This is a genomic window from Chelatococcus sambhunathii (assembly GCF_001418005.1).
Classification (GTDB): Bacteria; Pseudomonadota; Alphaproteobacteria; order Rhizobiales; family Beijerinckiaceae; genus Chelatococcus_A; species Chelatococcus_A sambhunathii.
On record NZ_LIOL01000012.1, the window covers coordinates 18,653 to 36,901 of the forward strand.

The 18,249-nt window shown below is 68.4% G+C and carries 27 protein-coding genes; 4 read left to right on the top strand and 23 right to left on the bottom strand.

Annotation, left to right across the window (positions count from 1 at the left end; translation table 11 throughout):
• Nucleotide 1: 1 nt before the first annotated feature.
• The 21 genes from ASC46_RS17825 to ASC46_RS17925 form a co-directional block, all read right to left on the bottom strand.
• On the bottom strand, nt 2-478 hold the full coding sequence (locus ASC46_RS17825) for an NlpC/P60 family protein (protein WP_055460659.1): 477 nt from the start codon (nt 476-478) through the stop codon (nt 2-4).
• The gene (locus ASC46_RS17830; protein WP_055460660.1) at nt 475-1,359 is read right to left on the bottom strand and encodes a DUF2163 domain-containing protein; all 885 of its coding nucleotides are present in this window, start codon (nt 1,357-1,359) and stop codon (nt 475-477) included. The genes ASC46_RS17825 and ASC46_RS17830 overlap by 4 nt, the downstream gene beginning before the upstream one ends.
• The gene (locus tag ASC46_RS17835; RefSeq protein WP_055456531.1) at nt 1,356-1,565 is read right to left on the bottom strand and encodes a hypothetical protein; all 210 of its coding nucleotides are present in this window, start codon (nt 1,563-1,565) and stop codon (nt 1,356-1,358) included. The genes ASC46_RS17830 and ASC46_RS17835 overlap by 4 nt, the downstream gene beginning before the upstream one ends.
• On the bottom strand, nt 1,562-2,236 hold the full coding sequence (locus tag ASC46_RS17840; RefSeq protein WP_055460661.1) for a lysozyme: 675 nt from the start codon (nt 2,234-2,236) through the stop codon (nt 1,562-1,564). The genes ASC46_RS17835 and ASC46_RS17840 overlap by 4 nt, the downstream gene beginning before the upstream one ends.
• Nucleotides 2,237-2,240: 4 nt before the next feature.
• Nucleotides 2,241-2,372 carry a hypothetical protein gene (locus tag ASC46_RS21885; protein WP_280949171.1) on the bottom strand — a complete coding sequence of 44 codons (132 nt, stop codon included), beginning with the start codon at nt 2,370-2,372 and terminating at the stop codon, nt 2,241-2,243.
• The gene (locus ASC46_RS17845; protein WP_055456529.1) at nt 2,365-2,715 is read right to left on the bottom strand and encodes a hypothetical protein; all 351 of its coding nucleotides are present in this window, start codon (nt 2,713-2,715) and stop codon (nt 2,365-2,367) included. The genes ASC46_RS21885 and ASC46_RS17845 overlap by 8 nt, the downstream gene beginning before the upstream one ends.
• Complete coding sequence (locus ASC46_RS17850; RefSeq protein ID WP_055460662.1) at nt 2,712-3,338, bottom strand: DUF2460 domain-containing protein; 627 nt, start codon at nt 3,336-3,338, stop codon at nt 2,712-2,714. The genes ASC46_RS17845 and ASC46_RS17850 overlap by 4 nt, the downstream gene beginning before the upstream one ends.
• 9 nt (nt 3,339-3,347) lie before the next feature.
• Nucleotides 3,348-5,498, bottom strand: a complete 2,151-nt coding sequence (locus tag ASC46_RS17855; protein WP_055460663.1) for a tape measure protein — start codon at nt 5,496-5,498, stop codon at nt 3,348-3,350.
• A gap of 44 nt (nt 5,499-5,542) precedes the next feature.
• Nucleotides 5,543-6,241, bottom strand: coding sequence for a DUF7697 family protein (locus ASC46_RS21750; protein WP_245280613.1), 699 nt, complete (start codon nt 6,239-6,241; stop codon nt 5,543-5,545).
• Between the two features lie 2 nt (nt 6,242-6,243).
• Nucleotides 6,244-7,188, bottom strand: coding sequence for a phage tail tube protein (locus tag ASC46_RS17870; protein ID WP_055460665.1), 945 nt, complete (start codon nt 7,186-7,188; stop codon nt 6,244-6,246).
• 23 nt (nt 7,189-7,211) lie between these two features.
• Nucleotides 7,212-7,631: a hypothetical protein gene (locus ASC46_RS17875; protein ID WP_055460666.1), complete on the bottom strand. Its 420-nt coding sequence runs from the start codon at nt 7,629-7,631 to the stop codon at nt 7,212-7,214.
• 31 nt (nt 7,632-7,662) lie between these two features.
• Nucleotides 7,663-8,007, bottom strand: a complete 345-nt coding sequence (locus ASC46_RS17880) for a type II toxin-antitoxin system RelE/ParE family toxin (protein WP_072249571.1) — start codon at nt 8,005-8,007, stop codon at nt 7,663-7,665.
• The gene (locus ASC46_RS17885; RefSeq protein ID WP_055460667.1) at nt 8,007-8,264 is read right to left on the bottom strand and encodes a type II toxin-antitoxin system ParD family antitoxin; all 258 of its coding nucleotides are present in this window, start codon (nt 8,262-8,264) and stop codon (nt 8,007-8,009) included. The genes ASC46_RS17880 and ASC46_RS17885 overlap by 1 nt, the downstream gene beginning before the upstream one ends.
• Before the next feature lie 65 nt (nt 8,265-8,329).
• Nucleotides 8,330-8,959, bottom strand: coding sequence for a DUF6441 family protein (locus ASC46_RS17890; protein WP_055460668.1), 630 nt, complete (start codon nt 8,957-8,959; stop codon nt 8,330-8,332).
• Nucleotides 8,956-9,267: a head-tail joining protein gene (locus ASC46_RS17895; protein WP_055460669.1), complete on the bottom strand. Its 312-nt coding sequence runs from the start codon at nt 9,265-9,267 to the stop codon at nt 8,956-8,958. The genes ASC46_RS17890 and ASC46_RS17895 overlap by 4 nt, the downstream gene beginning before the upstream one ends.
• On the bottom strand, nt 9,267-9,602 hold the full coding sequence (locus ASC46_RS17900; protein WP_055460670.1) for a DUF2190 family protein: 336 nt from the start codon (nt 9,600-9,602) through the stop codon (nt 9,267-9,269). The genes ASC46_RS17895 and ASC46_RS17900 overlap by 1 nt, the downstream gene beginning before the upstream one ends.
• Before the next feature lie 77 nt (nt 9,603-9,679).
• Nucleotides 9,680-11,752: a prohead protease/major capsid protein fusion protein gene (locus tag ASC46_RS17905; protein WP_055460671.1), complete on the bottom strand. Its 2,073-nt coding sequence runs from the start codon at nt 11,750-11,752 to the stop codon at nt 9,680-9,682.
• A gap of 4 nt (nt 11,753-11,756) precedes the next feature.
• A complete protein-coding gene (locus ASC46_RS17910) occupies nt 11,757-13,277 on the bottom strand; it encodes a phage portal protein (protein ID WP_055460672.1) in 1,521 nt (506 codons plus the stop codon).
• Nucleotides 13,277-13,486 carry a phage head-tail joining protein gene (locus ASC46_RS17915; RefSeq protein ID WP_055460673.1) on the bottom strand — a complete coding sequence of 70 codons (210 nt, stop codon included), beginning with the start codon at nt 13,484-13,486 and terminating at the stop codon, nt 13,277-13,279. Before ASC46_RS17915 ends, ASC46_RS17910 begins: the two co-directional genes overlap by 1 nt.
• Entirely contained in the window at nt 13,486-15,492 is a 2,007-nt protein-coding gene (locus ASC46_RS17920) for a phage terminase large subunit family protein (RefSeq protein WP_055460674.1), read from the bottom strand. The genes ASC46_RS17915 and ASC46_RS17920 overlap by 1 nt, the downstream gene beginning before the upstream one ends.
• On the bottom strand, nt 15,440-15,991 hold the full coding sequence (locus tag ASC46_RS17925) for a hypothetical protein (protein ID WP_245280614.1): 552 nt from the start codon (nt 15,989-15,991) through the stop codon (nt 15,440-15,442). The genes ASC46_RS17920 and ASC46_RS17925 overlap by 53 nt, the downstream gene beginning before the upstream one ends.
• Before the next feature lie 121 nt (nt 15,992-16,112).
• Here ASC46_RS17925 and ASC46_RS17930 point away from each other — a divergent pair, with 121 nt between their 5' ends.
• The 4 genes from ASC46_RS17930 to ASC46_RS17945 all read left to right on the top strand — a co-directional run bounded on the left by ASC46_RS17930 (nt 16,113) and on the right by ASC46_RS17945 (nt 17,633).
• Complete coding sequence (locus tag ASC46_RS17930) at nt 16,113-16,337, top strand: hypothetical protein (protein ID WP_055460721.1); 225 nt, start codon at nt 16,113-16,115, stop codon at nt 16,335-16,337.
• Nucleotides 16,338-16,430: 93 nt separating this feature from the next.
• A complete protein-coding gene (locus ASC46_RS17935) occupies nt 16,431-17,018 on the top strand; it encodes a DUF3489 domain-containing protein (protein WP_055460722.1) in 588 nt (195 codons plus the stop codon).
• 176 nt (nt 17,019-17,194) lie between these two features.
• The gene (locus tag ASC46_RS17940; protein WP_055460676.1) at nt 17,195-17,407 is read left to right on the top strand and encodes a hypothetical protein; all 213 of its coding nucleotides are present in this window, start codon (nt 17,195-17,197) and stop codon (nt 17,405-17,407) included.
• 4 nt (nt 17,408-17,411) lie between these two features.
• Nucleotides 17,412-17,633, top strand: a complete 222-nt coding sequence (locus ASC46_RS17945) for a hypothetical protein (protein WP_055460677.1) — start codon at nt 17,412-17,414, stop codon at nt 17,631-17,633.
• On the opposite strand, the gene ASC46_RS17950 is transcribed toward ASC46_RS17945, so the two are convergent.
• Together ASC46_RS17950 and ASC46_RS17955 are read right to left on the bottom strand one after the other, a co-directional pair.
• Entirely contained in the window at nt 17,618-17,848 is a 231-nt protein-coding gene (locus ASC46_RS17950) for a DUF7220 family protein (protein ID WP_055460678.1), read from the bottom strand. The genes ASC46_RS17945 and ASC46_RS17950 overlap by 16 nt on opposite strands.
• On the bottom strand, nt 17,845-18,207 hold the full coding sequence (locus ASC46_RS17955) for a hypothetical protein (protein ID WP_157672355.1): 363 nt from the start codon (nt 18,205-18,207) through the stop codon (nt 17,845-17,847). The genes ASC46_RS17950 and ASC46_RS17955 overlap by 4 nt, the downstream gene beginning before the upstream one ends.
• Between the last annotated feature and the right edge of the window lie 42 nt (nt 18,208-18,249).

Below are 18,249 nucleotides of genomic sequence, written 5' to 3' on the forward strand. Positions count from 1 at the left end.
GTCAGGACTTCCTTTTGCGCCGCGCCTGCTTGCGTACGGAGGCGGACGGACGGGGAAACAGGAAAGCGAAGGCGATGCGCCGCCGCCAGACGGAGGAGAGCGGCTCCTCGATGACGCCGAGCCGCTCATAGGCGTGGATGAAGCTGCCGGGGTCGGTGATGATCCCGGCATGCTTGGCGATGGCGCGGGGCTTCATGCGGAAGAGGACCAGCGCGCCGGCTGCGGCCGCCGCAGGGTCCACTTCGATCATCATGCGCCGTACGCCTTCGGCCAGCACCTCGCGCGGGCCGGTTTCGCCCCAGTCGCGGCTGTAGGGCGGGATCGGGAACGGCTCGGGGCCGACCACCTCGCGCCAGACGCCACGGGCGAGCCCGAGGCAGTCGCAGCCCACGCGGCGCAGGCTGGCCTGGTCGTGATAGGGCGTGCCGAGCCAGGACCGCGCCGCCGCGATCACTGCGTTCGGATCGGCGGCTCTCACAGCACGCTCCCGTCGTGCCCGCCGTCCTTCGTCGCGTAACGGAGAACGGCATCCTGGCCGGGGATATGCGGGAAGCCCCGGAAGTTGGCGACATTGGCGAACTTCGTGCCACAGGTCTCAATGCGCTTGTCGCAGCCCGCGCGAACGACGAAACCGTCACCCCCGGTGATGGACCGCACCGGCGCTTCGAGCAGCGTCAGCACGGCGACGCCGTCGGTCAGGTCATGCGCGACGATCTCTGCCCGCCGCCCGGCATTGGCGCCGCTGGTCCATTCGACCGTGCCGAAGGTGAACCAGCCCGCGGCAAAGCCGCCGAGGCCGGAAGCCGTGAACGTCCGGTCACGCAGGAGGTCGATGACGGAGCCCGTTCCCCTGAAGGCCGATGCGTCCAGATCGACACTGCAGCGGGCATCGCCGAGCGCAGCGTCGCAAGTGGCCTGGAACGTCCGGCCGACCGTCTGTCCAAGGACATGCGCGAGCGAACGGACCTCCGCCACGAAGGCCAGCCGTCCGCGCCGGATCTGGCCGATGGCGCCGCGACGCATCAGCACGCGCTGCGCCGGATCGTTCCAGTTCACCCGCCACACCTCGACTTCGGCATTGTCCCAGCGGCCGTCGAGAATGTCGGTCTCGGTGATCCGGTCGGAGGTCAGCACGCCCTCGGCATCCTGCGCGTCGACGGAGAGATCGGATCCCGAACGGACCTCCGATGCCGTCAGCCCGCTCTCAGGCTCGAAATCGGTGTTGTCGAAGCTGAGCGTCCGGTCGTGGTCGGTGAAGCCAAAGGTTGCGCCATCCGCGCGCACGATCCGCCAGCACCAGGCAAGCGTCGTCGTGCCTTCGTCGAGATGGGCCTGAAACGCGGGCGAGAGAGACTTCACTTCCGCCCCCAGCCGCGCAGGAGCGCCACGGATGCCAGAAGCGAAGACACCACGCCACCAGTCGCACCGGTCAGGGCATAGAGATTGAAGGGCCGGATATCGAGGGTGCCGGTGGCGAGGTCGAAATCCGCCAGCCCGGCCATGGCGAGGCCGGAAGCGGCAAGGCAGGCCAGATAGACGAGGCCGCGGGCAAGGTTCCAGTTCATGGACGTCCTCTGATCAGAGTGGCGAGGAATGCAGTGAGGCGAGACAGCAGCGTGGGCACCGCTGGCACGGCCGGGACCGGCGTGAGGGGAACAGCCGTCGGACTCGGAGCCGCCTCCGGGCGCAGCAGCGCCAGTGCCTCGTCCTCGGTCAGCCGTCGGATGGGTCGCGAGAAATCGACCCGGCCATTGCGGTCGACCGCCCAGACCGGGATGGTCCCGGTGGGGTAACGGCCATGGCGGAAGAGGTCGCGCTCGGCCTCGCGCCGGGGGCGGATCGCGACGGGTTTGAGCCAGCCCGTGAAGGCCTCGGCCGCCGCCACGCGGTTGCCCGCGTTCAGGTGCCGCGTCAGCGCGGCTCTCGCGATGCCGCCGGTGTTGTAGTGGAAGCTGACCAGCGCATCGAATTCGTGCGGCTCGAGCGGCATGGTCACGGCACGTCGCACCGCCGCCTCATAGGCCGCCAGATCAGTCCGGAATACCCTGAACGCTTCCCGGATACCGGCATCAAGATCGGCGGGCATGCCACGAGGCATCCGAGCCGGATCGGGAGACCCGGCTGCGGCGGTGTGGCCGATACCGAAAGTCCAGACCTGTTTCACATCGAGATAGGGTCCGGGCACGATGCCTTCGTGCCGGACGAGGGCCAGCAGGCCCCGTTCGGTCGTGTGCATGGGATCACCCCAGAAGCGATAGGGTCAGAATGAGAGCTGCAACGGCGATGCCGATGCGCAGGCGGTGGGCGAAAGCCTGACGCGGGGCGATGGGGTCGCAGCGAATGAAGCGCGCGAGGCGGAGAAGCTCATTCATCGCCGTCGCCTTTCTTCGCCCCACGTAGCCGGGCGAGGACGAGTTCGATGAAGGCGGGGCCAAAGACGCCGACGAGATAGGCCGCCGAACCTGCTGCGCCCCCGGCTGGGATCGCTTCTGGCGGCAAGCCAAGCCAGCTGGTGACGAGCGCCATGGAAAGGCTGCCCATCCCTGCCGCGATCAACCCGCCGAGCAGGATGTGCCGCAGCGCATCGCGCAGGCGCATCCTCGTGGTCAGCGCGTTGGTCGCCCCGCCGAGCGCGCCCCAGGCGGCCAGGATCACCGCCGTCGATGTTGCGAGCTCCTTCAGCACCGCGGCGAGGAACCCGGTCTCGTCGTTCATCTGCGGATCTCCAGCAGCGGGATGGAAGTGATCGAGCCGAGGCGTTCGAGATCGAGGGTGACGTCGAGCGCATCGGTGTCGAAGCGGACGGGCACGTCGAACGCGAAGCCCGCCGTGACGGCGACGCCTGCACCGGGTGCGGAGCCGAAGGTGATGAGGCCGGTCGTGGTATCGACCGACCAGCCCGACATCTGTTCGACGCCCGCGAGTGCAACGCGCACGCTGCCCGCGACCGGCTTGGCAATGCTGCGCGTCCAGGACTGCGCGCCGGAGGAGTAGCGCTTCACCAGCTGGAACTGCGTCGTCGTGCCGTCGCCGGTGCCGATCACCTGATCGGTTGCGCCCGGCACCTGCGATGGCAGGCAGGACTTGAAGTCGGCCCAGTCCTTGAAGCGGAAGCCGTGAAGGCGGCCGTTTCGCGCCTCGAAGAAGGCGACGACCGCTGCCAGATCATCGGCTCGGCGGATACCATAGGCGACATCATACCGCCGCCGGCTGTTCGCCCAGCTGGCATTGCGTTCCTCGTCGCCTGAGGCCAGCTCCACGATCTGGGTGCGTCGCTCCGGTCCGCCGCGCGCACCACGGCTGATGTCGTCCGGGAACCGGACCTCTTGGAAAGCCATGACGAGTCCTCACATGCCCCTTCGGCCGAGCGAGACCGCGCGGGCGATATCGGCCGCGATCTGCGTGCGGGACTGCCGGAAGCTCTCGGCATCGCGGGCATTGATCGTGACATTGACGGTCTGCGCGGCGGTGGGGCCGTAACCTGCTGCCTCTCGCCGCGAGAGCACCCGCTCGCCACGTTGCAGGATCGCAGGCACTTCGTCGGGCCTGAGCCCCGCCCAGCCCCCGGAATGCATGCGCGGGGCATTGGCGAAGGCGTGCGCGGGCACGATGCGGCCCGGTCCCGCAGAACCGACCATGCCGCCGGCGTGCAGGATGTTGGCGAAGATCCCGCCGCCGAGATTGCCCAAAACACCGGAAAGCACGCCTGCCAGCGGGCCGAGGATGAAACGCCGCGCAGCGAGCTTCGCCAGATCGGCGATCAGCGAGGTGACCAGGTCGCCGAACTTCAGCTTGCCGGTCTTCACGAACTCGCCGATCGCGTTCTCGGCGCTGCGGAACGCTCCGACCAGGGCGTTGCCGATGTCGCCGCCGATCTCGCGCGCCTTCGTGGCATAGTCGGCCAGGGTCTGGCTCACTGCCGCCCATCCGGTCGCGGCAGCCTCGGCCCCAGCCTTCGTCTGCTCGCCGGCACTGCGCCCGGCGGCTCCGGCACGACCGGCAGCGGTCGTGGCATCGTTCAGAGCCGCCGTCACCCGGTCCGCCGATGTGGCGGCCTCGTCCAGCGGGTTCTCGGCGTCCCCGCCGCTCAGTGCATCGCGCAGCGCCTGCATAGCCGCGCCCACACCATCGAAGGCTCCGGCCCTGGTCTCGGCCGCGCGCCGGCGGTAGCGGTCGGCCATCGCGCCGGCATTGCTGGCGGCGTGATCGAGCATCGAGGCATAAGACTGCGCCCCGAACCAGTCGATCCGCGCGTCGGCACCGATCGTCTCGGCGACCGCATTGAATGTCGGTCCGATGGTGCCAAGGAAATCTGCCCATTTGTTCGACAGGAAGGCCATCAGCCGCAGCCAGATCGCCTCGATATCGGCGCGCAGGGCGCGGAAGTCGTCCACGAAAGAGCCGAGCGTGGCCTTGATCCCGTCCCAGACGGCGCGCGCAACATTGCCCATCAACTCGAGCGCCGAACCGAAGCCGCCCGCGCCCTTCACGAGCTGCCCGAACCAGTAGATCAGCTCGCCCGCACCGACGATCAGCGCGCCGATCCCGGTGCGGATGATCGCGCCGCGCAGCAGCGTCAGCGCACCCGACAGGCTGAAGGTCGCGACACGGGCAGCAACGAACGCCGCGACCCAGCGTCCGGCCATGAAGCCGGCGAAGGCGATGCCGATGGCCGCGAGCCTCTCGAGGTTGTCGGCAAGAAGGATCAGCCCTTCGGCCACCGTCGAGGTAGCGCCCGCCATCTGATCCCAGGTCCCGACCAGTTGCAGGGCGGCGTTGCCGATCAGGGTGAAGGCATCGCCGATGGTGGCCGGCATGCTGTCGGCTTCCTCGCGCAGCAGCTCGAGATTGCCGATCAGAGCCGTGCGGATGACATCGCCGGTAATCGCCCCCTGCTGACCGAGGGTGCGCAGGCCCGAGACGGTGGTGCCAAGCTCGGACGCCAGCAGTTCCGCGAGCCGCCCGCCGCTCTGGATCACGGTATTGAGGTTGTCGCCGCTCAGGGTGCCGAGGGCCATGGCCTTCGAGAGTGCGTTCTGCACCGAAGCGGCGCGTTCGGCCCGCGCGCCCGAAACCACCATGGCGTTGTTTAGCGCCTCGGTGAAATCGAGGCTTTCCGCCGTCGTCAGCCCCAGTTCGCGCAGCGCCGTGGCGTTGGCGAGCCAGGATTCGGTGGTCTGCCCGAGGCTCGAATAGGTCCGGCGCGCCATGGCAGCGAGCCGGTCCATGACGGCTGCGCCCGCTTCCTGCGAGCCGGTGGCCAGATCGACCCGCGAGCGCAGGTCGGTCCAGGTATCGGCATAGGCGACGAGCTGGCGGGTGCTGATCGCCGCACCAAGAATGCCCACGACCCGGCGCACCACCGCGCCGGTGACATCGGCCTGCCGCTCGATCCGCCTGAAGTTGCTCTCGCCCGCGTCGCCCACGCCCTGGAACTCGGCCTTCACCTGCCGACCGCCCTCGGCGACGAGGCGGACGGAGACGCGTTTCTGGGCCATGGCTCATTGTTCCTGACGCGCGGGACGAGGCTTGTGGGCCGGGCTCATCGCTCCGGCCCCGGCGCCGACCGGGCACCGGACGCCATCTGTTCGTTGAGCTTGCGGACCATCACGGCCTCGATGTCGGGCAGGCATTCGGCAGCGATCAGCGGATCGACCCCGAGCGCCCGCGCGATAGTGAGTGCCGCCCCCATGTCCCAGCCGAGCACCGTGGCGCCGCCCATGCCGGTTGCGATGCGAAGCTGCCCGGTCAGGCGCTGCGCCAGATCCCAGACCTGCCAGCCCTCCGGCGTCAGCGGCCGGTTCGCGCGGCCCGGGCAGTCCGGGCACGGGCCTTGGCAGGCTTCGCAGTAGCGGTCGCCCCCGCCGAAGTGCCATTCGGCGAGGGTGCGGAGGCGTTTTTTTTCCGCGTCCAGCATCAGATGCGGCGTGAGGCAGCGGGTCTGGAACGCCTCGAATACCGGCCAGATGTCCAGCAGGGCGTCGATCCCTTCCGGGGTGACGGGAACGGGATTGCCGTCGGCATCGCCGACACCCTCCCAGCCGGTGACCACGCGGCGGGCGACCGCCTTCGCCATGACCAGCGCCTGCTCCTCTTTGCTCGCCCCTTCGGGCAGCGCCTCGACAACTGGGTCGTTGCGCGCGGCGACCATGATCGCGGTTGTGACGGGCAGGACGTGCAGGCGCAGGCCGGGGCCCAGATCGAGCCATTTCGGCCCGCTGGAAAGGTCGAGACGGATCATGGTCAGTAGCTTTCGATGTCGTTGACGAGAACGGCGGTGCACATCCGTCCCAGCGCGGCGTCGCGGGCGGCCTGCCAGTCGAAGCTGGCCTGCACGCCCTGCGGTCCGGAAATCTCGATGCGCGGGCGGGGCAGATAGACGGCGTGGACGGTGAAGGTGAAGCTCTGGCCTGAGGTCAGGCCGTAGGCGAATTCCAGTTCGCAAGGGGCGCCGCTGATCGCCTGGCTGACGAGCGTACTGTCGGCGAAGCGGACCTCGGTGCGGCCGGTGAGCGCGGCGATCGAGGGATCGGCGCCGTCGATCATGCCGTCGGCGCGGATGGTCTCGATCCGGTCGAGGTTATTGGCATAGGTGATCTCGGTCGAGATCACGTTGCCGAGCGCCGTGCCGTTACGCTTGATCGAGCCGTTGAAATGCCCGAAGCGGATCAGGTCGAGCTCCGTCGGTGTTCCCGCGCCACTGGTCGTGGCCACCGTCTCGCCCTGCGCCACCAGCCGCGCGGTGGCGGTGAGCAGGCCCGAACGCTGCATCTGCCAGCTGAGCTGGTCCAGCACCACGCCGGAATACATGGCGTAGCGCGGCACCTCGGGCATGGCGGTTTCGATCGCCATGCTGGGCAGCGTCCAGCTGCCGGACTGGAACGTATGGGTATATGGACCGGGCGAGCTTCCGGTGGTGGTCGGCGCGCCGAAGGCCGCCTTCAGCCAGAAGCCGAACGCCTCGGCGTCGATCGGCACCACCACATCGCCATCGGCGGTTACCGCGTCCTTGATGGGCGCGAGAGGATCGCGGCCGTAGCCCAGAAGCTCCGAGTTCAGGAGCGGCTGTTCCGCCCCGAGCGTGGCGCTGGCAAAGGGCATCCTCGTATAGCCGCTGCCGGGCGGCGTGCCATAGGTCGTCTCGAACGCGAGCGCCATCCGCGCCCGCGCCCCTTGGGCGCGTGCCATGTCGGTCTCCTTGTCGAAGGGGTTCAGCCGAGCGGGTCGGCCGTGGAATAATGCAGCACCACCGGAATGACGGCCGCCTTCAGGTTGGCCGCGCCGTCCACCGGCAGATCGACGGGCTGCGGGGCCTCTGCCTCGACCCAGTCGCAGAGACCGCCGAGCGTACGGTCCGCGGCGAGCGCCGCGCCGATGCTGGCGCAGAGCGTGTCGAAACCCGTGTCCCGGCTCGCGCCCTGCACCACGGCTTCGATCTCTGCACGGTGCTGGTAGTGATAGCGCAGGGGTGACAGCGTCACCTCGGGCTCGCCAGGTTCGCCGTCGCGCAGGATCAGCAGCCCGGCTGCCGGCACACGTTCGGGCAGCACCTCGCCGCGGAGGGCGGTGGCGGGCAACGCCGAAAGCCGCGCGTGCAGCGCGGCGAGGACGGTTTCGCGGGTGGTGGGCATGGCGATCCCGGTTTCCGGGACCGGCCCGGCTTCAGTGATCCCTGTCGGGTTTCGGATCCGTGAGGGCGGCCAGCCGTCGCGGCAGGTCCGAGCGAGCATGCAGGAAATCGACGATGATCACCTGCTCGGCGTCCTCGACGAAGATGACGAAATGCTGGCCGCAGCGCGCGAAGCGCAGATCCTCGGGCAGCTCCGGGTCGATGATCCGGCGGCAGTCCTGCGACATGGCCGTACCGGCCGCGATCTCCGTGCAGCGGGCGATCAGGTCCTCCTCATAGGCCGCTGCCTGTCGAGGGCCGAAGGTCCTGAGGGTCCAGTTCGCGATGTCGACGAGTGAGGTTTCAGCCTGCCGCGTCAGGCGCCATGGCTTCGGCATCAGGACGATTGGCGCGCCGAGGCAAAGGCGCGCCGGATCGCATCTTCACCGCTCCCCTCGGCCAGATCACCGCGCCGGGCCTGTTCCAGCCCGGTCGTCAGCCGGTCGCGCAACGCGCCAAGCTCGGCTTCCTCGCGTTCGAGCAGCCGCAGGCCGGCCCGCAGGGCTTCCGAGGCATTCTGATAGCGCCCGGAGGCGACCAGGCGGTCGACCAGAGCGGATTGGGTTTCGGTTAGAACGACGTTTCGGGTGGCCATCCACGGTCTCCATCAAGGATGTTGGCAATATATGCCAATAGTCCCTGAATGTCGACCTCCTGCTGTCAGGAGCCGGGCTCCACCCAGTTTGCCACGATCAGCCCCGGCACCGCATCACGCACCCGCTCCGCATCCCGCTCGAGGTCCAGCCGCTTCGGCAGTCTCACCTGCGGGACCAGCAGGAAGATCGGAACGGTGGTCAGCCCCCGGCCGGTCTTCGACCGTGATGCCACGGCACGGCCCTTCTTGTTCAGTCGCCCCTCGGCGACCAGCAGGCTCGGACCCATCCGGCGATAGACGAAGCGCAGGCGCAAGCCGGTGCGACGTTCCCATTCATCGGGAGTGATCCGCCCGCCGCGCAGGGACTTGCCCGCCGCAGGCGTCGGGATCGCCAGCCAGAACCCGTTCTTCGAGCGGATCAGCGGGCCGGTGTCGTGCGCGCCGACGATCACCGGCGCCTTCGACCAGACCAGTGCCGCCGCATTGAGGCTGGTCCTGCCTTTCGGGAACTGCTCCGACCGGATGGTGCGGGCAAGCCGTGCTCCGAGACCCGCGCCGGTGATCTGCGCGCGCCAGGCGGTCTTGAGGCCGGTCCCGGCGTCGCGCATCGCCGTGGTGACGGCCTTCTCCCCGGCCTTCACCTCTGCTTCCATCAGGCGGACGATATCGCCGACGATGTTGACGCCGAACCTCATGCGGGCCTCAGGTCCACTGTCCAGACGAGCCGCTCGCGGTCGCGGACGGGTTCACCCTGAATGAGGAAGGTATCGCCACCAATCTCGATGCGATCGCCAGGCCGGGGCTCGGCTACTTCCGTCACGCGCAGGTCGACCCGCGTCGTTTCCGACCAGAGCCGCGCATCACCGAAGTCGGTAATCGTATCGGCCCGTCGGGCGACGATGCGCACCGGAACGGGCACGCCGCCGTCAACGATGTAGACAGCATCCCGACCGATGTTCGGATCGGCAAAGAGCGCACCGACGGCGGCGGCGAAGGCGCTCATCAGAAGCTCGCGTTCAGCCGTACCCGGCCGATGGTGTCGTCGGCGCCGCTCGCCACCGCCTCGACAGCCACGCCGATGAGGGTGTTGTCGGTCGCGACCGTGGTGCAGCGCTTGTTGGTGTCGTCCCAATAGACCTTGGCGCCGACGGTCCAAGCCTGGGAGCCGACCTTTGTGATGTCGAAGATGCCGACGAGCGCGGTCTCGACGGGCTCGCCGAGGGCGGCCGCTCCCGCGGCGATGCCGAAGATGGAGCCGACGAGCAGGCCATCGCCAGAGGCGACGGCATAGGGCGCGGTCAGGGTGATGGTGTTGCCGGGCTGGACGTAGTTTTTCATCGCGAGGGTCCTTTCGGAAATGCGAAGGGCGGCCCGTCAGGACCGCCCGGATGTCAGGGTTCGGGATGGCGCGCGCGTTACGCGCCCGGGTTCTTGTAGAGGCCACGCCAGTCGATGGCCTTGGCGCCGAAGTCGAGGCGGCACTTGATCTCGACACCGTCGACATCGAAGCCGTTGCGCGTCTCGATGTAGGCGCCCTGCTGACCCTCGAGATAGGCGTATTCGATGGTGTCGATCTGGTTCGGGCTCGCCGCCAGATACCAGGCGGTTTCGCTGGCGGCATCGAGCCGGGGCTCGCTGATCGGTGCCAGCGTGCGGATCGACTGCGGCACGACGTTCCCGCTCTGGGCGGGCACGAGGTTCTGGGCGACCAGTTGCTCGGCCTTCAGTTCCAGCGCTGCGGGCACGATCAGGAAGGCGGGGCGGATGTTCAGCACCGTCTTCTTGTCGAGGCCAGTCTGCTTGGCCATCGCCGCGCGAGCTGCACCGACGCTGCTCACATCCAGCGCCGCACCGGTGCCTGCGAGGTTCTTGTGGTTGGCGTGGAACAGCGCCGTGCCATCGGCCATCGCCGGGTTCGCGGTAATGATCCCCCAGACGACATCGCTTTCCAGCTGGGCGATGGAGTTGCCGTACATCGCCGGGATGCGCGTGAAAGCGTCGAGATCGTCGTTGATCAGCGTCTGGCGGGTGATCGCGACCACCCGGCCATAGGTCTTGACCTTGTAGCTCTCTTTGCTCTCGCCCAGCGTCCCGCGCTTGAACTCGCCGCTCTCGCCGACTTCCAGCAGTTGCGGCGCTTCACCGAGCTGCACCCGGTGCATCGCCTTGAAGTCGGTCGCCAGCACCTGGCGGCAGAAGAGCGAGAAGGTCCGGGGATAGGCCTCGTAGGCCTGCCGCAGGGTCTTGTTGGTGACGGCGGCGAGGATCTCGGGGAAGTCCGAGGTCGAATGCAGGGCGCGGGTCGCAACCTCGTCGCGCGACAGGCCGCGGGTATTGACTCCGACATTGCCGAGGCTTTCGCGGGCGAGTTCCAAGAGCGTCATGCCGCGATACTGACGCGCTGCGTCCTCCAGTGGGAAGAGCGTCGGGCTGTAGCGGTGCAGCAGCGCGTTCGCCACCGCGTCGCGGCGGGTGATGCGCTCGTCGCGCCCGCCGAGCGGGACCGACACCTGGCCGAAGGTCCGGGTTTCGTCCGACTTCGCGACGACCTGATCGAGGATCAGGCGGCGAGCTTCGTCGACACCGACACCGCGCTTCACCAGATCCTCGGCGAAGCTGCGCTCGAGGTTCAAACGGCCCGCCAGATCGTAGATGGTCGAGACGCGGTCGCGCTCCGCCTCGCGGGCGTGGGTCGCGACAGCCTCGGTGTCGGGCGCTTCCGGTTTCGCTGGCGCGGACCTTTGGTTCGAGGGCCCGGGCTGGCTGCGCGTGTCGGTGGCATGGGCCTGCGCCTCGGCCGCGCCGGTCTTTTCGTCGGTCATGGTGGTCTCCTCGGTCGCTGCCGTTTCGCTTGTCGGGTCGGCCACGACCTCTTCAGTCGGGGCCGGAGTCTGGGTCTTCTCCGTCATCGGGGATGCTCCTTGCTCAGTGGGCGCGTCCCGGCGATGGAGGACGCAATCGTGGTGTTCGCCCTTGGCGCGGAAGCCCGCGGCAGGATCGGCGCCGACCGGCACGGCCGAGATCTCGAACGGAGTCCAGTCAACCGCCCGCCAGAGCTCGCGACCGCCATCGGGCTTGGAGATGTCGAACCGGTGGACCTGATAACCGATGGAGACCGCCCGGATGTGCCCGGCCTGGATGTCGCGCCAGATCGGCTCGACATCGGCACGCTCGCTGATCCGCACCAGGGCGATGCCGCGCCCGTTCTCGATCCGCGCCGAACCCGGCACGACCGAGCCGATGACGGCGTCGAGCGTGTCGATCTCATGAACCTTCAGGAAGGGCGCACCCGCGTTCAGCCGTTCTAGCCGCACATGGGCAGGGTCGAGGCTCAGCTCCTCGTCATAGGGCTCGCAGAAGAACCTCGCCCGCCGGACACGCGCGCCCGCCGACCAGATCACCTCGACCGTGCGTGCGTCGTTGTCGACAGTGTTCGGCGCAAGCTCCGCCGACCGGCGAAGCGCCGGCAGTTCGATCATCGTGTCCATGAAGTCAGTCCTGTTGGGCGGAGTCCGGCTGCCCCGGGTCGGGTTCCGGATTGGTTGCCGGGTCGCTCGCCTGCGCGCTGCCGGTCTTGGTGACGCGGCGGGGATCGCTATCGAGCAACAGCCCGAGCGCGTCGAGCTTGGCGTTGGTCGCGGCGATCTCGGCCAGCACGGCGTCGGGATTGCGGCCCTGCTGTGCGATCACCTCGGCCAGAGTCATGGTGCCCGAGCGGATCGCCAGCAGGTTCGCCATCGCATCCTTCTGCGGATCGACTGCCTCGAATTTCGGCGGCGACCATTCGACCGGCACATCCGGCACCGGGATCAGCCCCGCCGCCCATGCGGCCTCGGTGAACCAGCGCCAGACCGGGGTGCAGAGCATCGGAATGAAGAGCTGCCACTGGACAGCGTCAATCATCCGGCGGAACTCGACGAGCCCCGCCCGGATGGAGGAGTAGTTGACCTGGCTGAGATCGCCGGTGAGTAGCTCGTAGGGCACCCGGAACCCAGCCGAGATGGTATGCAAGCTTGCGCGCTTGTACTCGCCGTAGCCGCCGGTTGCGGCCGGCTGGTTGAAGCGGATGTCCTTGCCGCCGCGGGCATAGGCGATGAGTCCTGGTTCGAACTGCTCGACCCGGTTGCCGTCGGCGTCGACCACCGCCGGGGCGATGCCCTGTTGCGCCTCCTCTTCGCCGAAGACGATGGCGGTGACGCAGGCCTCGGTCTTCTTGCGGACGATCTCGGCCACCTCGTAATCATCGAGATCACGCAGCGCGCGGATGACCGGCGCGCCCCAAGGGACGCCGCGCGCCTGCGTGCGCTGCTTCTCGTAGACATGCGCGATCTCGCTCGCTGGAACCGGTCGGCTCTGCAGGCCGTTTTGCAGGGCGCCATAGGCGTCGCCAGGATGCTCGGCGTGGAGCCAGTAGGCCTTGCGCTTGCCGAGCGGATCGAACTCGATCCCCTGCACGAGGCGGCCCGCACCGAGCGCGCCGGATTTGGTGACGTCGAGGAAGTCGGCCTCCAGCACCTGCAATTGCAGCGGGACAGCAAGGCCGTCTGCGGCGCGGCGCAAGCGACGGCGCACCAGCACTTCGCCGGCCTCGACCATCTCACGGCAGATCAGCGTCTGAAGCCCGTAGAAGTCGAGCTGGCCGTCGGCGTCACAGGCTTCGGCCCATCGTTCGAACAGATCGTCGACGCGGCGGTCCAGCGCCTCGTCGCCACTGGCGGCCCGCGGCATGATGCCCGCGCCAATGATGTTGTTCACCAGCACCGCCACGGCCTTGGCCGCATGCGGGTTGTTGCGCACGAGATCACGCATCCGGTCGCGCAGCAGCGCCCCGGCCATGCCGATCTCGGTATCGGCCGAGGATCCCGGCGTGCGCCAGCCATCGGTGCGACGCCCTCGCGCAGCACCGTCATAGCCCCGCGCGAGAGTCTCGAAGGCCTGCCGCGCCAGCACCCGACGTGCAGCGGCCCGCGGGGCGACCGACGCGATGGCGCGGTCGAACCAGTTCACGGCCATCAGCGATCCCCGCGCGAGAAGCCCGCGAGACCGGCCACCGGCAGCGGCCGGCCGACACCCGCGATGGCGCGCTCGATGGTACGGATGCGGGCGAGCAGATCCTCGGCCGAACCATAGTCCACCGACTTGCCGTCATAGCTGACCCGCGTCGTGCCGCTGGCATAGGCCCGGCGCAGCGCCGAAAGTTCGGTGTCCGTCCAATCGGTCATCAGAACCATCCCTCCCGCCGCCCGAGCCAGTCGGAGCGGCGCTTTCCCTGCGGGGCGTGTCCAGGTCGATTGATCTGCCCGGCGGGATCGCTGTCGGTCGGCGCCGCCCGGAGCTGATCCTCGAGGTCACGCCATTTCTCGTCGGTCCAGCGGTCCGCGCCCGCGATCCAGGCGGCGGCGCGGGCGTAGACCCGGCAATCCAGCGCCTCGTTGCGTTCGCGCAGCTTCTGCCATTCCAGCCGGGCGAAGCCGCGCTTCGTGCGCACCGTCACAAGCTGCTCAGCCACGACCTGCTTCAGCCACTCGCTCTCGACCCATGTCGGCAGGTGGATCGTGCCGGGCGGGAACGCCGCGCCCTCGTCACGTTCCTCGGCCGTCGGGCGCTCCAGCCGCAGGAAGCGGTAGGTTTCGGCCTTGAAGGTCGAGACCGCCACCGTCCAGAGCCGGGCGCCGCGGCGCAGGCGTTTCCCGCCCTCGGTCGCATCGACGAAGGTGGGGCCGGAGACCGGACTAGAGCGATTGAAGCCTTCGAGACCCTTGACCGGCGCGACCTGCGCGAAGCCGACTTTGCGCGACCAGGCGTAGACGGCCGGGGCTTCGTAGCCCGTGTCGATGGCGAGCCGCGCGATCCGAAGGTGCGCGCCGTTTTCATGTGGCCACGACCGGTCCAGGAGTTCCGTCAACTGGTCCCAAGCGTCATGCCGATCCGGCCCGCCCTCGAGCACGACGTGATCGACGAGCCAGCTCTCAAGCCCTCGGCCCCAGGCCCAGACATCGACCTCGATCCGGTCCTTCTGGACATCCGCGCCCGCAGTCAGGAACAGCCCGCCCGCTGGCACCGTGCCTGGCCGCCACGCCTCTCGTCGATCGTAGAGCCGCTGCCAGTCCGGCGCCTCGCCGGTTTCGACCCATGTCTCGCCGAGAATGGTGTTGCGGAACGCCTTGATCGCCTCGTCGGAGCCTTGCGCCGCCTCCCAGCTGCGCACAATCCGTGACCAGCTGAGCCAGCCGACAGGCGAATAGAGCGCCGAGAGGTGGTAGCCGACCGTCGTGGGATCAGCGGCGACAGCGGTCGCCCGCCATTCGCCGCGCCCCAGCATCGCCGTCTTGTGGTGCTCCGCGATGGGTTGATCGCAGCTCTCGCAGAGATACTCCGCCGTCTCCGGCTTGCCCTTCTGCCAGCGCAGCCGATCGAACTTCATCCACTGCATCGCCCCGCAATGCGGGCACGGGACGAAGTAGCGCCGCTGGTCGGACGCCTCGAATTCCCGCTCGATCCGGGAGAGCCCACGGACCGTCGGGGTCGAGACCAGGAACACCTTGCGCCGGTGGGCGAAGGTCAGCGACCGTGCCTCGGCCAAGGTCACCGGATCGCCTTCCTCGTCGGCCGAGGCCGGATAGGCGTCGACCTCGTCGAGGAAGATGTAGCGCGCCGGGGCCGAGCGCAGCCCGACCGCCGAGTTCGCGCCCGTCATGATCAGGATGCCGCCAGCGAATTCCTTGGACAGCATCGTGTTGCCCGCGTCGCGCGACCGCGCGGGCTTCACCCGCTCGCGCAGCTCAGGGCTTTCGTCGATCAGCGGGTCGATCCGCTGGCGCGAGTTGCGCTTGGCCAGTTCCACGGTCGGCTGGACCGCGAGCATGGGGCCCGGGGCCTGATGGATGGCGAACCCGATCCAGTTGTTGCCCGCCTCGGTCGCGCCGACCTGCGCGGCCTTCATGAACACGATCCGTTGCGCTGCGTCGCCGGGCGACAGCCGGTCCATGATCTCGCGCATGTAGGGCGTGCGCGCAGTGCGATACCGCCCGGGTTCGGCCGAAGCGCGGCCCGAGAGCATCCGGTGCCGGTCCGCCCATTCCGACACGGTCAGGTCCGGGTCGGGCCGCAGCCCGTTGCCCCAGGCGCGCAGGATCTCCGCCGCGCCGTCGAAGTCCGTCAGGCCATCGCCGTTCTCACCGGAAGTCGGGCCGGACCTCGGCGAGTTCGTCGAGGTGGGCGCGTACATGTTTCTCCAAGGCCTTCTGCATGGTGGCCGCCTCCACGCCGAGTTCGGCCGCCATCAGCGCCGCCGCGCGCGCCGGCCAGTTCACCCAAGCATCGCGCTCCTCGCGCGCCAGCCGGAACACGACCGCAACCGCCCGGGCGCGGTCGACGAGTTCTCCCTTGAGCTTCTGAAGCCGGATGCGCCGCTCCTGGGCCTTCAGCACCTCATTCGCGGTCTTGGCCTGCAGGAAGGTCGTGCCGCTGCCGACGGGTGGCGCGGCAAGCCCTTGTTCCCGCAGAGTGTCGCCAACGGCGGACACGGCCGCGTCGGGGACAGGTTTCAGCTTCGGCGCGGGCGGTTTCCGGGTCTTGGACGGGTCCGTCATCGCCGCCCGGCGTGTATCGCTCGCCTCTGCGTCGATGCTGCCATCCTCATGGAGGACCAGCCGTCCCGCCGCCTTCGCCTTCTGGATCGCGCCCCGCGAGAGACCGACGCGCGCGGCGTATTGGCGCTCGCTCATGCCTAGCATCGGTCGCTCCGATTATCATTCAGATTCATGTGCTTATTGAGTTGATAAGCAGCGCGACCGGAGCGAACGTCACTCCAACGACGCGATGCAACTCGACCACGGAGCCACCACGATGACCCGCTGCACACAGGACAACACGAAGGCCCTCGACGCCTTCCTCGCCGCCAAGTTCGAGATCGACGCGATGCTGGAACGCCTCGCTGCTCTCAGCGCGGACCACTTCGAGGTCCACCCCGACGAGATCCACTGGGGCCATGTCGGCACCCTGAACCACTACAGCGCCAGACTGCGGGAGATCACCGATATGGCGTTCTGCGAAGGCGAACACGCCGAGTAGCGCCAGCCTCTCCGAAGCCTGCCCGCCGCGAGACGGGCTTGGGGTCGTAGAAGGGCCGCGATGGGCGCGGCCCCGACCATGGAGACGACCCCGATGACCCAGCTTTCCGACACTCAAGCCGTGATCCTCAGCGCTGCTGCTCAGCGCGACGACGGCAACGTCCTGCCGCTGCCCGGTTCCCTGCGCGGAGGCGCCGCCGTCAAGGTGGTGGGCGCGCTTCTCTCTCGCGGACTGGTCGCGGAAACGGTGACCGACAGCCAGACGAAGGCCGACGCCGCGCTCAACCGCATCTGGCGCAACGACGAGAACGGTTGCGCCATCCTCCTGCACATTACCGACGCTGGTCTCGCCGCCATCGGCATCGAGCTGGAGGGGCCCGACACCGCGCTCACGGACGCCAACGAAACGCCGAGCGCGGACGCCCCGGAGAACACCCCGCGTGAGAGCGATCCCGCGCCCAAGGCGCGCACGCGGCGCGAGGGCACCAAGCAGGCTACCCTGATCGCCATGCTGCGCGCACCGGAAGGCGCGACCATCGCGGAGATCATGACCGCGACCGGCTGGCAGTCGCACACGGTGCGCGGCGCGATGGCCGGGGCGCTGAAGAAGAAGCTCGGGCTCGAAGTGACTTCGGAGAAGATCGAGGGACGCGGACGGGTCTACAGGCTTCCACCTGTCTGAAGGCCGAAGCGTCGAACCGGATGCGCCGCCCTTCGGGGCGGCGGTTTACGTTTCGGCACAGCCGTGATATGCGCGTTCCCGCGAAAATCATCCCGACTTCGACCCTCATCGCTGGTTCTTCATTCGCGGCCCTCCGGACCGCAGGCATTCGCATGTCTGCAAATCCCGGAGGACGAATGATGAACTACAAGCGCAAGAAATCCCGAACCAGAAGCAGGAGCGTCGGCGCGTTCCCGAACGGAACGCCGTCGCACTGGAACATCCTGTTCCACAGCCGTCCGCGCCGCCGCCGCAACGCCCGGACGATCACCCGGCTGCTGCACGGCGCCGATCCCGATACGCTGATCTGGGATCTCGGCAACCACAAGCCGCACAAATACTACTGGTGATGCCATGACCAATGTTTCCACCGATCACGGCACGGTCCTGCCATCAGGCTCCTCCGCCCTCGTCGTCTCCGCCGAGGGCGAGCTGTCCTTCTATCTGCCCGACAATCCGCTGGATGCACCGGTCCCGCACCTGGTCCAGCTTCTCGTGGCCGTGCTGATGCGGAGTGAGGACGAGGACTGGGTGGAGGAGATGCTCGGCATCTTCGAGGATCAGTCCCGGAACTGACCGCTGACCCGGATCGCCTCGAACAGCCTCCGCAGCAGGAAGCTGCGCAGAATCGAGACGACGGTGAAGATCGCCCCGATCGCCAGCGCGTCGTTGAGGCGCGCGGGCAGACCGAACCACGGAAAGATCACCAGCTGGGTCGCAACCGCGACGCCATAGCCGACGGCCACGTTGGCGATGGCTTCGACCAGCGACATGATGCGCGACTGCTTCATGCTGGCATCCCGTCATCGATCGGCCAGCAACTCAGCTGCGAGAGTTCTGAGCGCATGCGCCGCAACCAGCGGGACCACTCCGTTCCCTCAGAGCCGAAGCCGGTCCACCCGGTGGGCCAGCCCATCAGCGCCTCGACGAACAGCGGGTTCAAGGTTCGGCGCGCATCGGAGGTATCGCTCCCAGCCATAGGTGTCACCAGGACCTGGCGGCCAAGCAGGCCGTTCACCGGCGTGTTCGCCAACGTCGTCGCCCCATCCTTGTGGTCGCGCGCCGTCGGCGTCATCCATATCCCCGCCGCATGGGTCAGGTCGGCACTCCTGCGGTTGCCAGCGCTCGGCTTGCAGCCGTCGCTCGCCATCGGCGTCGGCCAATCCCGCGCCATCCGGTCCAGACCCTTCTC